Here is a 13,769-nt window from a genome sequence, read left to right as displayed (position 1 = left end):
AATGCGGCGCACCTGGTCGAGTTCTTCAAACTACAAGAATTCTTCCATGGGCGCCGTCTGCGCTGGACCCAAGCACAAGTAGCCTTGGAATTAAGCTCTGGATAAGGCGTGATGACATAGCATCTTGCCTTGTCGCAGGGCTCCAGCGGTCTTTGACAGCAATGTCTGGAGAAACCCCCAGACACAGCCCAAAGTCTGTTTACCTCGCGGGCTTGATTAGCCAGCGAGTGAAGCTACTTCTATACGCGCACCGCCACCCATGGTGGACGACACAGCGAGCTTGCGCATGTAAATGCCCTTGGCAGCCGTAGGACGTGCCTTGTTCAGAGCTTCGACCAGCGCATTAAGGTTGCTTTGCAACTGCTCAACCTCGAATGAGGCGCGGCCAATGGTGGCATGAATAATGCCAGCCTTGTCAGTGCGGTACTGCACTTGACCGGCTTTGGCGTTTTTCACGGCCGTAACCACGTCAGGCGTAACCGTACCAACCTTAGGGTTAGGCATCAGTCCACGTGGGCCCAGAATCTGACCCAAAGCACCCACGACACGCATGGCGTCTGGTGATGCAATGACGATGTCGAAATCCATCTGGCCGCCCTTGATGGCTTCAGCCAGGTCTTCCATACCGACGATGTCAGCGCCTGCTGCTTTGGCAGCTTCGGCTTTTTCGCCTTGCGTAAAGACAGCAACGCGTACCGACTTACCGGTGCCTGCTGGGAGAACCACCGAACCACGAACGATCTGGTCGGATTTTTTAGGGTCTACGCCCAGCTGCACAGCGATGTCGATGGACTCATCGAACTTGGCAGTGGCGGTGTCTTTAACCAGCGCCAGAGCTTCGGCAACCGGGTAAAACTTATTGCGATCGATTTTGGCGGCAATAGCGGCCGCGCGCTTGCTCAACTTGGCCATGCTTATACCCCTTCAACCGTAATGCCCATGCTGCGGGCTGTGCCGGCTACCGTACGCACGGCAGCGTCAAGATCAGAAGCCGTCAGATCGGGCTGCTTGGTCTTGGCGATTTCTTCTGCCTGAGCGCGAGTCAGTGTGCCAACCTTATCAAGGTGAGGACGTGCCGAACCTTTTTGCACACCACTGGCCTTTTTGATCAGGATAGTGGCAGGCGGCGTCTTCATGATGAAGGTGAAGCTCTTGTCTGCGTAGGCGGTGATGACCACAGGAATCGGCAGACCGGGCTCAACGCCCTGCGTCTTGGCGTTAAACGCCTTGCAGAATTCCATGATGTTCAGACCGCGCTGACCCAGCGCCGGACCGATAGGGGGTGATGGATTTGCCTTACCAGCTGGTACTTGCAGCTTGATAAAGCCAACGATTTTCTTCGCCATGCTTTACTCCTTGCGGGTGATAACGCCAAGCCATACGTGATGGCAGGCTCCCCGGGGTTGAAAATTCAGGTTTTTTCGACCTGAGCAAAATCGAGTTCGACAGGGGTGGCACGGCCAAAAATGGTGACCGATACACGCACTTTGTTTTTCTCGTAATTGACGTCTTCAACGTTACCGTTGAAGTCGGCAAAGGGACCTTCTTTGACGCGGACCATTTCGCCCACCTCAAACAGAACTTTGGGTTTGGGCTTTTCGACGCCCTCTTCCATTTGCGAAAGAATCTTCTCAACTTCACGCTCTGAAATCGGTGCTGGTCGGTTACCTGAACCGCCTAAAAACCCAGTAACCCGATTGGTGTTTTTTACCAAGTGCCAGGTTTCATCAGTGAGATCCATCTCGACCAGAACATAGCCTGGGAAAATACGGCGCTCAGTGATGGATTTTTTTCCGCCCTTGATTTCAATGACTTCTTCAGAGGGGACCAGGATGCTTCCAAAAGAGGTTTGCAGCCCGGCACGCTCGATACGCTCTACGAGCGCCTTGTGCACGCTTTTTTCCATACCGGAATAAACGTGGACGACATACCAGCGTTTGCTCATGTGTGCCCTTTATTTCCAGCCTAGCAGCAAACCGTAGATGATCCACTCTAGCGATTTGTCAACGACCCAGAGCATGATGCCCATGGCAATGACGAATGCAAAAACAATGCCCGTCATCTGCGTGGCTTCTTTACGCGTCGGCCACACAACACGTTTGACTTCGTTGTATGAATCGCGCCCGAAGCTAAGTGTGCGCCTACCTGGCTCACTGAACCAGGCGATAATGGCAGCGACAACCAAACCACCAATAAACACGCCAACGCGGGCGAACGTGGGCTGGCCTTCGAGCATCGAATAGCCGACTATGCCTGCTACGATAACGAGCACAGCGAGCCCCAGCTTTAGGCGATCTGCTGTGCTGGTTACGGTTTCTACATTGCTGTTAGACATATTTCGGCTTATGGCGTAGCCCCGATGGCTACGATGTGACTAAATGTCTGGCAGGGGCAGTAGGAATCGAACCTACAACCTTCGGTTTTGGAGACCGACGCTCTGCCAATTGAGCTATACCCCTAGACTCTGAAAGCGATGGCGTTTACACACCAACGCTTTTTCGAACTTTTTGGCCGGATATACCACCCGGCCGGTCAAGCAATACTTACTTGAGGATCTTGGCTACAACGCCTGCACCAACAGTACGGCCGCCTTCACGAATAGCGAAACGCAGGCCTTCTTCCATGGCGATCGGTGCAATCAGGCTAACCTTCATGGACACGTTGTCACCTGGCAGAACCATTTCTTTGTCGGCCGGCAGCTCAATCGTACCCGTTACGTCGGTAGTACGGAAGTAAAACTGTGGACGATAGCCCTGGAAGAACGGCGTATGACGGCCACCCTCATCTTTGGACAAAATGTACACTTCAGCGTCAAAGTCTGTGTGCGGCTTGATCGAGCCGGGCTTGGCCAGAACCTGACCACGCTCGACGTCTTCACGCTTGGTACCGCGCAGCAACACACCCACGTTATCGCCTGCCTGACCCTGGTCAAGCAGCTTGCGGAACATCTCAACGCCCGTGCAGGTCGTTTTGATGGTGTCTTTGATACCGACCACTTCGATTTCTTCGCCGACCTTGACAATGCCACGCTCGATACGACCGGTAACCACCGTGCCGCGACCCGAGATGGAGAACACGTCTTCAACAGGCATCAGGAATGCGCCGTCAATGGCACGCTCAGGCGTAGGAATGTAGTTGTCCAGTGCGTCGGCCAGCTGCATGATGGCTTGCTTGCCCAGAGGACCTTCGTCACCCTCAAGAGCCAGCTTGGCCGAACCCTTGATGATGGGCGTATCGTCGCCCGGAAAGTCGTACTTGGAGAGCAGCTCGCGCACTTCCATTTCGACCAGCTCGAGCAGCTCTTCGTCATCAACCATGTCAGCCTTGTTCAGGAACACGATGATGTAAGGCACGCCCACCTGGCGCGACAGCAGGATGTGCTCACGCGTTTGCGGCATGGGGCCGTCAGCGGCCGAAACCACCAGAATAGCGCCGTCCATCTGCGCTGCGCCGGTGATCATGTTTTTGACATAGTCAGCGTGGCCCGGGCAGTCTACGTGTGCGTAGTGACGTGCCTTGGTTTCGTACTCAACGTGCGAGGTGTTGATCGTGATGCCGCGCGCTTTTTCTTCAGGCGCTGCGTCGATCTGGGCGTAGCCTTTGGCTTCGCCACCGAATGCCGTCGAAAGCACTGTCGTTATCGCTGCCGTCAGCGTGGTCTTGCCGTGGTCAACGTGCCCGATCGTACCTACGTTGACGTGCGGTTTGGTCCGTTCAAACTTGCCTTTTGCCATGGCTGACTCCTGACGATGGATTGAGCTATAAATAAAATGTGTGGTGCCCATGACGCGGATCGAACGCGTGACCTCTCCCTTACCAAGGGAGTGCTCTACCACTGAGCCACATGGGCAACTATCAAATGCTTCTCGCTATACAGCGAAACCTAAATAAACTTACTGGAGCGGGTGAAGGGAATCGAACCCTCGTCATCAGCTTGGAAGGCTGTTGCTCTACCATTGAGCTACACCCGCGATAGATTCATTTCACCCGCTGCACTCTGGCCATTTTTAAAAATGGCCAGAGAGCCAGCATAACGTGTTTGGTGGTGGGAGTTGGATTCGAACCAACGTAGGCGCAAGGCCAACAGATTTACAGTCTGCCCCCTTTAACCACTCGGGAATCCCACCGAAAGCGAACTGCGAATTATGCAAGTTTTTTTCGACTGTGTCAAATGGATCTATTCAAAATATCTATTTGACTGTCAGATAAAGCCCACGATCTAAAACCAGGTCAGGCCAATGGCGATAATGGCACCCGTAATAAATAACTGAATCAGGCAATACCCCATGATATCTTTTGCCTTCAGACCAGCAATGGCGAGTACTGGCAAGGCCCAGAAAGGCTGCAGCAGATTGGTCCATGCATCGCCCCAGGCGACGGCCATGGCTACCCGCGGCATGTCAGCACCCAGCGCCTGAGCACTGGCAATGACGACGGGGCTTTGCACCGCCCACTGCCCGCCTCCCGATGGCACAAATACGTTGACGATACCGGCACTGAGAAACGTCCAGAACGGCAGACTGGTTGCCGTGGCAAACGAGGTGAGCCAGTCAGACAGGCTTGCAGCCAGTCCCGAATGCATGATGATGGCCATGATGCCGGCATAGAAAGGGAACTGGATGACAATGCCCGACGTGCCTTTAATGGCTTCGTTAAGACTATCAAGTAGTCGACGCGCATTACCGTGCAGAATAATCGCCAAAAACAGAAAGGTGAAGTTGATAACGTTAAGATTCAGCCCACCATTGCGCACAACATAGTAATTGAACAGATAGGCCAAACCGGCAACGCCAATAAGCATGGACAGCACCATGCTGTTTTCAAGACGGGCGGCCGGACGATCGTCTGCAACAATAGAGGCTTTGTTTTCCTCGAGTACGCTGCGATCGACATAAACACTGTCTTTCTCGTCCGGCATCATCAGCCGGTTAACCAGTGGTACCGCAATAAATATGGCAAGGACGATGAGCAGGTTGAACGATGAAAAAATGGTATCGCTCGTGCTGATCAAACCAATTTTATCTTGCTGAAAATGCGCTTCAGTGGCGATGGTCAGGGGAATTGAACCTGCCAGGCCGCCATGCCACACGATAAAGCCTGAATATGCACTGGCGACCAACAAGCGGTAATCAACCCGAACGGTTCGCGCAAGCTCTTTGGCAAACAGGGCGCTGACGACCAGACCAAAGCCCCAATTAATCCAGTTGGCTATCAAGGCGACTACGGTCACCAGAATAATCGCTGCGCCTGGCGTTTTGGCCACTAATGCTAGGGTGGACAGTACGCGTTTGATTACGGGCGTACTAGCCATCATGTATCCAGCCACCAGAACCAGTACCATCTGCATCGTAAATGACAGTAAGCCCCAAAAGCCGTCGCCCCACATCGTGACAACTTCCATGGGGGTTTTGTGCTCCATGGACACTGCCGCGATACCTGCCAGCAACGTAAGCAGCACAACGAAAATATACGGATCCGGCAGATAGCGCTCGACCAACTTGACCGATGTACGGGACAAGGCCTTAAACATTGTTTTTTTCTCCATCCGTGCTCACGGATCTGAAGGCAGGCGCCATCGACCCGGGCAGGTTGACGATTGAATGAGTGAATTGAATGAGTAAATAGCCGGGATATATCTTGCAGTGGCGATTTATGACGTAGTCAATTTATTATCTCGCCCATGCTGTGGCCCCCGGATGCGTGCCGATACTATCATGCGGCACTGCACAAACCGGATTCAAAAACCAAGGGTTTACCCTAGTGTTTTAATCATAAAATGGGTTTAACAAGTCACTCGGAGAATAATGAGTTGTTGTATATCAAGCCTTCCCGCTCAGGGTAGTACATGCCCGATTTTTCTATGAATCGAGCCATCGAAGCACAAACAGGGGGAATGTGCATAGGGCGGCTCCAGCTTTGGGGTCGTGTTGGATAAGGCTTGATAATGCTGGGATAGTCCTGGACAGTCCCGGATAGTCCCGGATAGCCCTAGACAGTCTAGGGCAGTCTTGGATAGTCGCGGTAGATCATGGGGTAACCTTTAGAGTCTCTTATTTTCCTGGATAGCTCTGAATAGCCATGGGGTGGTCGTAGCGTATCTCAAAAAAAACAGGGCCCAATATTGCGCCCTGATTACTCCGACATCTCAATCTTTACTGCGCAAACGCTTGCTTGTTGCTGCAGCCGTGGAGATACAAGGCATTCACTCCACCACACCAGCCAGTCCTTGCCGCTCGAGCAAGGCATTAAGGTGATCCCAGCCATGAAAATCAATAAGCAACTGGCCTTTGTTTTTAGCACCTATTTTGAGTGTGACCCGTGTACCGAGATGATCAGACAACGCCTCTTCAAGCCGCTTGGCATCACCTGATTGCGCCACTGACTTGCGCGCTGGCTTGGCGGCGCCCTCTTCAGCCTCACGCAGAGTACGCGCCACCAGTTTCTCGGCTTCTCGCACTGATAGACGCCGCGCTATGATTTCGTTGGCCAGAAGGATTTGGGTGGCTGCATCAACGGCCAGCAAGGCGCGAGAATGACCCATATCGATATCCCCGGCGAGAAGCATGGTCTGCACGGGTTCGGCGAGGTTCAGCAGCCTGAGAAGGTTGCTTGTAGCCGAGCGCGAACGCCCTATTGCCTGGGCAGCCTGTTCATGGGTTAGGTCAAACTCGTCAAGCAGACGGCGTACACCATGCGCTTCTTCTAGTGGGTTGAGATCTTCGCGCTGAATATTTTCGATCAGCGCCATGATGGCGGCATTCTCGTCGGCTACTTCCCGCACAAGTACAGGAACTTCTTTCAGCCCGGCAAGCTTCGCCGCCCGGAATCGCCGTTCGCCAGCAATAATTTCGTATTTTCCACTTTTGCCATCCAGCGGACGAACCAGGATGGGCTGCATCACACCTTGGGTGCGAATGGAGTCGGCCAACTCGGCAAGCGCACCCTCGTCCATGCGTGTACGAGGCTGGTATTTGCCAGCCTGAAGCATTGTGAGCTTGAGCGCAGACGGCTGGGTGGGTTCGCTTGCGGGCTTGCCCAGTGTATTGATTACTTTTGCGTCTTCACCCAGAAGCGCATCGAGACCACGCCCGAGACCTTTCGGTTTTTTTGTTGCCATGTCGGTTCCTGTTGTGGGGTTACAGACGAGGACGCGCCTGCTGGCGCAGCGCCTCTTTTTTAACCCGTTTAATCAATTCGTTTCCAAAGTCGATATACGCTTTGGCGCCGCGGGAGTTTTTATCGTAAACAATGCCCGGCATGCCATGGCTAGGTGCCTCAGCCAGCCTGACGTTACGCGGGATGACGGTTTCAAACACCCGGCTGCCGAAATGGCTTTCGATCTGAGCTGAAACTTGCTGCTGAAGTGTGACCCGCCCATCGAACATGACTCGCAACAGGCCAATAAGCTGAAGCTCAGGGTTGATATTGTTGTAAACACGCTTGATGGTGTTAACAAGATCTGACAGCCCTTCCAGTGCAAAATACTCGCACTGCATGGGAATGATGACCCCGTGAGCTGATGCCAGCCCGTTTAGCGTCAACAATGAAAGCGTGGGCGGGCAATCGATGAGGATAAAGTCGTACTCATCCACGACGTGTGCAATAGCTTGCTTGAGCTGTTTTTCACGCTCTTCCATCTGGATGAGGTCAATTTCGGCACCAGAAAGTTCTCGGTTGGCCGGCAACACGTCGTATCCGCCAGATTCAGACGGAACACGTGCTTCAGTGATTGATGTATCACCGATGAGCACCTGGTACAGGTTTTTTTCGACCGTATTCTTGTCTACGCCGCTTCCCATGGTGGCGTTGCCCTGCGGATCGAGATCTATTAAGAGCACCCGCTTGCGCATTGCAGCCAGAGCGGCGGCAAGATTGATTGCCGTCGTGGTTTTGCCCACACCGCCCTTCTGGTTGGCTATGCAGAATATGGTGGCGGTGTTGTTACTAATGCTCATACGTTTCCTTGGCGACTCATCCAGACCAGACAACGCTGGGCGTTTAACTCGGGTACCTGCAGCGGTTCAATATGATCAACCTGCCAATCTGTTTGCTTGTGTAGTGTATCTATTTCTTCGTCGGGTGAACGCCCCTTCATTGCCAACAGATGGCCATTTGCAGCCACGTGGCGCCCCGCCAGCGTCGCAAAGTCAACGAGTGAGGCAAAGGCTCGCGATATTACGATATCTGCGTCATAGGGCTGTATTGCCTCTACACGCTGGTGTACTGTCTGCAGATTGGGCAACTTCAGCACGCCACTTACTTGCCGTACGAATGCCATTTTCTTTTCAACGGCATCAATACAATACACGCGGCACTCTGGCCGCATAAGTGCCAGAATGACACCAGGTAAACCGGCACCAGAGCCTACGTCTACGATGGTGAAATTTGATACTGTGTTTTTATACAGTGTGTTACTAATTGGCGTCAGAACAGACAGGCTATCAAATACATGTTGTACCAACATCTGTTCGGTATCACGTAGCGCAGTAAGATTATAGGTACGGTTCCAGCGAACGAGCTGGTTTATATAGGCCACCATAGCAGTAGCCTGGGTCTCGTTGATTTCAAGACCCATGGCTGCGCCTGCCGCAATAATTCTGTGCGGATAATTATCAGTGCTGGACATCAGGCTGCTTTTTTCCCGTGCTGCATGCGTTTAATGTGAATCAGCAATAAAGAGATTGCTGCCGGCGTAACACCGGATACGCGGCCGGCCTGGCCTATGGTTTCTGGTCGTATGGCTTTTAGCCTGTGCTTTACTTCTATTGACAACCCATTAATAGCATCGTAATCAAAACCGTCCGGAATACTCTGTGCTTCGTAGCTTGCATGACGTCGAACTTCTTCTTCCTGCTTAGCCACATAGCCAGCGTATTTAACTTGAATTTCAACCTGTTCGGCAGCAACGGTGTCTTCAACGCCCGGCCCTGCAATTGGCTTTCCTTCAGCACTGGCAATCGTCATAAGTTTCTTGTAGCTGATCTGCGGTCTTTTCAGTAAGTCATGCAGCGAATACTCTCGTTCGAGCGGCTTACCGAACAACTCTTCTTCGGCATGCGCTGCAAGCGTACGCGGATGTACCCACGTAGACTTAAGCCTTTGGATTTCACGTTCAACTGTATCGCGCTTGCGATTGAACGCGTCCCATCGCACATCGTCGACAAGACCAAGCTCGCGGCCTTGTTCAGTCAGTCGAAAATCGGCGTTATCTTCACGCAGGCTAAGGCGATACTCGGCCCGCGAGGTAAACATGCGGTAAGGCTCTGTGACGCCGCTTGTTATCAGGTCATCAACCAGCACACCCAAATAAGCTTCATGACGCTTGGGCCACCAAGGCTCTTCACCACGCGTCTGGCGGGCAGCGTTCAACCCCGCCAGCAAGCCTTGGGCAGCAGCTTCTTCGTACCCTGTTGTTCCGTTGATCTGGCCGGCGAAAAACAACCCTTTTATCGACCTAGTTTCAAGTGACGCGCTGAGTTCACGTGGATCAAAGTAATCATATTCGATTGCATAACCTGGGCGAGTAATAACGGCGTTCTCCAACCCCTTTAACGACCGCACGAGTGCGAGCTGAATATCAAACGGTAGACTGGTTGAAACCCCGTTTGGGTAGATTTCCCGCGTACTAAGCCCTTCTGGTTCCAGAAAAATCTGATGGCTGGTTTTGTCTGCGAAGCGATGAATTTTATCTTCAATAGAAGGGCAATAGCGCGGACCAATACCTTCAATGGTGCCAGAGTCACCATACATGGGCGAGCGGTCGAGCCCCGAACGAATAATATCGTGTGTGCGTTCGTTAGTGTGAGTGATCCAGCAAGGCAATTGTTCCGGGTGAAGCGCCGCGGACCCCATATAAGAAAAATGAGGTACAGGATCAAAATCGCCGGCCTGTTCCTGGGTAAGGCTAAAGTCGATGGTGCGCGCATCTATTCGAGGAGGCGTACCAGTCTTTAACCTACCTTGCGGCAAGTTCATTTCGCGCAGACGATGCCCCAGTGTAATAGAGGGTGGATCACCGGCACGTCCGCCCGAATAATGATCAAGACCCACGTGGATCAAACCATTTAAAAAAGTACCGGCAGTAAGTACGACAGCTTTACCTTTAAATTGCAGGCCAATTTTCGTACTTGCTCCAACCACCCTATCACCTTCCAGCATCAGGTCTTCAACCGATTGCTGGAAGATTGTTAGATTCTCCTGATTCTGCAAAATCGTACGTATCGCTTTTCTGTATAGCGATCGATCAGCCTGAGCGCGGGTCGCGCGCACAGCTGGCCCCTTGGACCGATTCAGAATACGGAATTGAATGCCAGCAAGATCGGTCGCGTACGCCATTGCTCCGCCCAACGCATCAATCTCTTTGACCAGGTGCCCTTTCCCGATACCTCCGATCGAAGGATTGCAGGACATCTGGCCTAGCGTTTCCATATTATGCGTAAGCAATAGAGTGCGAGCGCCCGTACGAGCAGCAGCAAGTGCCGCCTCGGTACCTGCGTGACCGCCACCAACTACGATGACATCGAATTCTTCGGGATAAATCATTTCATTAAAGCCTGAGCATGCCTGTGAGCGTCAATTATACCGCCCGAGTTAGGGGCGCAATAAATATGTTCCACGTGAAACATTACTGAGGCTGCCTGGGGTATCAGACTGCTCTGTGAGTAATGACCGGGGAAAGTGTGTTGTGCGTACCAGGATTCAAATTATCTTCGAGTCATGGTGACCAGTAAATATGGAGATAAGAAGCTTATGTTTACCGCTTCAATGCTAGCGTTTAGGTATAAGGTTGAAGAACGTGTTAATTGAGTATCTGCATAGGAATGGAGGTCAACTTGCACTTTTAATCCCGCGCCCCTATGTTTCACGTGAAACATAGTAGATATCGGGTAAAAACGCACGACACTCTACAGTTTAACAACTTCAACGGAAAATTATCTGTATTGTTAAATAACGAAACACTCCGCCCTCAAGCTGCAGCATATGCTTATTGATTAACTTTAAATATAACCATAAGAAACGTGATCGGTAGACGTATGCATTTTGAAAATGGTAATGCTCACATTCACAGCTACAGCTACAGCTACAGCTACAGCTACAGCTACAGCTACAGCTACAGCTACAGCTACAGCTACAGCTACAGCTACAGCAGCTAAAACTAAATTATTTTTTGATGATTGAGGGCCGCCCGTTCATAACCATCAAAAGTTCTCGTTGCGTATCCAACATGACATACCCAGCAGTCTGACGTCAGGCCAAAAAACTATGTTTCACGTGAAACATTACATCTATTCCAATGCAGGCCTGCATGGAAAATAGTCCACATAAAATGAACTGTACCAAGGCCCTGTGTTGTCTGGCACTCTTTCATTTCGTAAATGCATGTAGATCTACATGTTGACGCTAAAAAATCAGGCTAGCGTGTTGAAGTAGGGTGACTAACTTCAGTTCTACATCCTAGTATCTTTACCCTGATACCTAACATTAACGAAGATTCAAAGCCCGTTGTGAACTCAGCATGCCTTATGACTAAAAAAAGGACCACGGAGCAATCCTGCGTTATTAATAAATATTCTTCAATTTCTATTTTGGAAGTATTGTCGCGATCATTGAACGTTTGGGGTAGCGGCGAAAATAATAGTTGACTACAAAATTAGGTACCAGGTGCCACATACCCAATTCGACGGTCTATACCAGCGAGACAAGTGACGTGCTGGAATGCTAGGTATAGAGCGCCGAATACTGGGTACTGGGTACTGGGTACTGGGTACTGGGTACTGGGTACTGGGTACTGGGTACTGGGTACTGGGTACTGGGTACTGGGTACTGGGTACTGGGTACTGGGTGTTAGGTACTGGGTGTTAGGTACTGGGTGTTAGGTACTGGGTGTTAGGTACTGGGTGTTAGGTACTGGGTGCTAGGTGCTAGGTGCTAGGTGCTAGGTGTCAGGTGTCAGGTGTCAGGTGTCAGGTGCTACGTGTCAGGTACTAGGTGCTGCGTTGCAGATAACTGCTTACCCGGTACTTCCCAACGAACATTAAAGTCCAGGCAGGGCAGCTGAAAACAGAATGGCGGCAATGCGATCGAGCTTACATAAGTCAATCTGCACAGTATTTTTCTCACGCATTATCCATAGTTCAGAGTGCATGAGAAGCTAGTACACCAGGTTCAAACAACAGTGACCAAAAGTTAGCCGCTATCCAATAGCTTACTTAGCGATGCCGGTTTGACACTCAAGATATGGGTCGAGGAGCGGAGTTGTATTCCGTATAGTAGGTTCGATTATTGGCGTGCGTGATACCTGCGCTAGATCCGACTCCTTTAGGTGGATGACGCTTACAAGTGCATGGACTCGGCCTGTAACTATTTCAACAAGTGTTGGGTGAGACCAAAGTAGACGAGGAGAGTGTCTGCAGCTTCCTTGCCGATCGTATAGTGCCAGCGCCAGATGAGTGTAATTATTTTCAACGCCTTAAGTAAGTTTATTCGTTGTTATGCACTCATGAATCGACATATTCAAATATTGAACAACTATCGTGCCTCTTAACTCTTTGATTAGGCCGTTTGTTTCACGTGAAACAATCAGATGGAATGAAAAAAACTTCCAATGGTGAGCGCGCGTTGATTGTTCCACGTGAAACAATATCTCGCCATAACACATGTAGAAGATACACACTGATAAAAACGGAATTCATGTTACTAGTTCTGCTGTGGATAAGTCTGTGGGCAACAAGTGTAAAGGATGTGCATAACCTTCGCCCCATACCCTAGAAGATAATCAGTAATATCCATCCTCAGAGCAAGCTTTCCGGTTCGAGTACCGAATACTTTACGCCGACTAATAAATCAATATAGCTTCTCGTTGGCTACTATCCAGACGGCCATTAATATGCATGGATAAGTAATGAGATCCGATCATCGCCAGGGCATAAGCGCAAGCCCTGTACGGGTGATGTAACTCTAAGTAGTGATGCGACTTTTGATGGTCCACTGCAATAAATGGATGACCAGACACCAAGAGGGACTTCACCTTCGCGTATCAGCCTGACTTTGTAATCCTCTATCTACTGATTCCAGCTCATAGGTTATAGAACAAGCTTTATATCTATTATGTAGAAAAAAATAAAGAGAAAATTCGCTACGTCATTTATATATTGCTCTGACTATATTCCTCTGACTATATTCCTCTGACTATATTCCTAAGTCTGTATTCCTAAGTCTGTATTCCTAAGTCTGTATTCCTAAGTCTGTATTCCTAAGTCTGTATTCCTAAGTCTGTATTCCTAAGTCTGTGTTTCTAGGTCTGTAGTCTTCTGTCTCTCTTTCCTTATTTGTATCCCCCTATCTATACTCCGTGGCCATAATTTAGATTTGCACTACCAGAGCATCATCTATATATGGGGTTTATCACTAAGCGCGGCAGGCATTATCGCGATACAGATCAACAAGCAGACTTAGCGGACACGGGAAAGAGAATTTCGTTAGAGCGGAACAATGTCATGAATCAAACCGACGATCACACATTCAATGGTATTAAGAGATTCAGGCAAGCGTGACGGAAGCAGCCAAGAAGAAGAGTGGGGGAGCAGTTGATTCACGATATGCGTCAGAACAGGCAAGGCACAAATAGCCGGCTAGACACAGCTACAGGCCAACCAAAGCGCCTTCCTGGCCGCAGGAGAGCAGCCCGTTCAGATACTCAGCAAATCAGTGGTTCAGCAAGGTGAGAGACAACGTTTGGCGTGCTGCGAACCACGTACTCTTGGAAATTG

Annotated in this window: 10 protein-coding genes and 4 tRNA genes; all 14 read right to left on the bottom strand. The window is 50.7% G+C overall.

Annotated features, from left to right (window positions below; genetic code table 11):
* Positions 1–216: 216 nt before the first annotated feature.
* Positions 217–912: a 50S ribosomal protein L1 gene (rplA, locus tag FQ179_RS15395; RefSeq protein ID WP_149398180.1), complete on the bottom strand. Its 696-nt coding sequence runs from the start codon at positions 910–912 to the stop codon at positions 217–219.
* A gap of 2 nt (positions 913–914) precedes the next feature.
* A complete protein-coding gene (gene rplK, locus FQ179_RS15390) occupies positions 915–1,346 on the bottom strand; it encodes a 50S ribosomal protein L11 (protein ID WP_149398179.1) in 432 nt (143 codons plus the stop codon).
* Positions 1,347–1,411: 65 nt separating this feature from the next.
* Complete coding sequence (gene nusG / locus FQ179_RS15385; protein WP_149398178.1) at positions 1,412–1,945, bottom strand: transcription termination/antitermination protein NusG; 534 nt, start codon at positions 1,943–1,945, stop codon at positions 1,412–1,414.
* 9 nt (positions 1,946–1,954) lie between these two features.
* A complete protein-coding gene (gene secE, locus FQ179_RS15380) occupies positions 1,955–2,335 on the bottom strand; it encodes a preprotein translocase subunit SecE (protein ID WP_149398177.1) in 381 nt (126 codons plus the stop codon).
* 48 nt (positions 2,336–2,383) lie between these two features.
* Positions 2,384–2,459 (bottom strand) — tRNA-Trp (locus tag FQ179_RS15375).
* Positions 2,460–2,543: 84 nt separating this feature from the next.
* Positions 2,544–3,734, bottom strand: a complete 1,191-nt coding sequence (gene tuf / locus FQ179_RS15370) for an elongation factor Tu (protein ID WP_149398176.1) — start codon at positions 3,732–3,734, stop codon at positions 2,544–2,546.
* Positions 3,735–3,775: 41 nt separating this feature from the next.
* Positions 3,776–3,850: transfer RNA gene (locus tag FQ179_RS15365), tRNA-Thr, on the bottom strand.
* Positions 3,851–3,897: 47 nt separating this feature from the next.
* Positions 3,898–3,971: transfer RNA gene (locus tag FQ179_RS15360), tRNA-Gly, on the bottom strand.
* Positions 3,972–4,040: 69 nt separating this feature from the next.
* Positions 4,041–4,127 (bottom strand) — tRNA-Tyr (locus tag FQ179_RS15355).
* Positions 4,128–4,219: 92 nt separating this feature from the next.
* Positions 4,220–5,530: a short-chain fatty acid transporter gene (locus FQ179_RS15350; RefSeq protein WP_149398175.1), complete on the bottom strand. Its 1,311-nt coding sequence runs from the start codon at positions 5,528–5,530 to the stop codon at positions 4,220–4,222.
* 672 nt (positions 5,531–6,202) lie between these two features.
* The gene (locus tag FQ179_RS15345; protein ID WP_149398174.1) at positions 6,203–7,117 is read right to left on the bottom strand and encodes a ParB/RepB/Spo0J family partition protein; all 915 of its coding nucleotides are present in this window, start codon (positions 7,115–7,117) and stop codon (positions 6,203–6,205) included.
* Between the two features lie 19 nt (positions 7,118–7,136).
* Positions 7,137–7,955: a ParA family protein gene (locus FQ179_RS15340; protein WP_149398173.1), complete on the bottom strand. Its 819-nt coding sequence runs from the start codon at positions 7,953–7,955 to the stop codon at positions 7,137–7,139.
* Positions 7,952–8,626: a 16S rRNA (guanine(527)-N(7))-methyltransferase RsmG gene (gene rsmG, locus FQ179_RS15335; RefSeq protein ID WP_149398172.1), complete on the bottom strand. Its 675-nt coding sequence runs from the start codon at positions 8,624–8,626 to the stop codon at positions 7,952–7,954. Before rsmG ends, FQ179_RS15340 begins: the two co-directional genes overlap by 4 nt.
* On the bottom strand, positions 8,626–10,542 hold the full coding sequence (gene mnmG, locus FQ179_RS15330; protein WP_149398171.1) for a tRNA uridine-5-carboxymethylaminomethyl(34) synthesis enzyme MnmG: 1,917 nt from the start codon (positions 10,540–10,542) through the stop codon (positions 8,626–8,628). Before mnmG ends, rsmG begins: the two co-directional genes overlap by 1 nt.
* Positions 10,543–13,769: the final 3,227 nt, after the last annotated feature.

Origin of the sequence: Pusillimonas sp. ANT_WB101, from assembly GCF_008369125.1 — a bacterium.
Classification (GTDB): Bacteria; Pseudomonadota; Gammaproteobacteria; order Burkholderiales; family Burkholderiaceae_B; genus Allopusillimonas.
Note: the sequence above shows the minus strand (reverse complement) of the source record. Positions and strands in the feature narration are given on the sequence as shown.

Excerpts from the sequence above, each read along its gene's own strand:
- rplA (WP_149398180.1), bottom strand. The coding sequence starts at position 912 with ATGGCCAAGTTGAGCAAGCGCGCGGCCGCTATTGCCGCCAAAATCGAT.
- rplK (WP_149398179.1), bottom strand. The coding sequence starts at position 1,346 with ATGGCGAAGAAAATCGTTGGCTTTATCAAGCTGCAAGTACCAGCTGGT.
- nusG (WP_149398178.1), bottom strand. The coding sequence starts at position 1,945 with ATGAGCAAACGCTGGTATGTCGTCCACGTTTATTCCGGTATGGAAAAA.
- secE (WP_149398177.1), bottom strand. The coding sequence starts at position 2,335 with ATGTCTAACAGCAATGTAGAAACCGTAACCAGCACAGCAGATCGCCTA.
- tuf (WP_149398176.1), bottom strand. The coding sequence starts at position 3,734 with ATGGCAAAAGGCAAGTTTGAACGGACCAAACCGCACGTCAACGTAGGT.
- FQ179_RS15350 (WP_149398175.1), bottom strand. The coding sequence starts at position 5,530 with ATGTTTAAGGCCTTGTCCCGTACATCGGTCAAGTTGGTCGAGCGCTAT.
- FQ179_RS15345 (WP_149398174.1), bottom strand. The coding sequence starts at position 7,117 with ATGGCAACAAAAAAACCGAAAGGTCTCGGGCGTGGTCTCGATGCGCTT.
- FQ179_RS15340 (WP_149398173.1), bottom strand. The coding sequence starts at position 7,955 with ATGAGCATTAGTAACAACACCGCCACCATATTCTGCATAGCCAACCAG.
- rsmG (WP_149398172.1), bottom strand. The coding sequence starts at position 8,626 with ATGTCCAGCACTGATAATTATCCGCACAGAATTATTGCGGCAGGCGCA.
- mnmG (WP_149398171.1), bottom strand. The coding sequence starts at position 10,542 with ATGATTTATCCCGAAGAATTCGATGTCATCGTAGTTGGTGGCGGTCAC.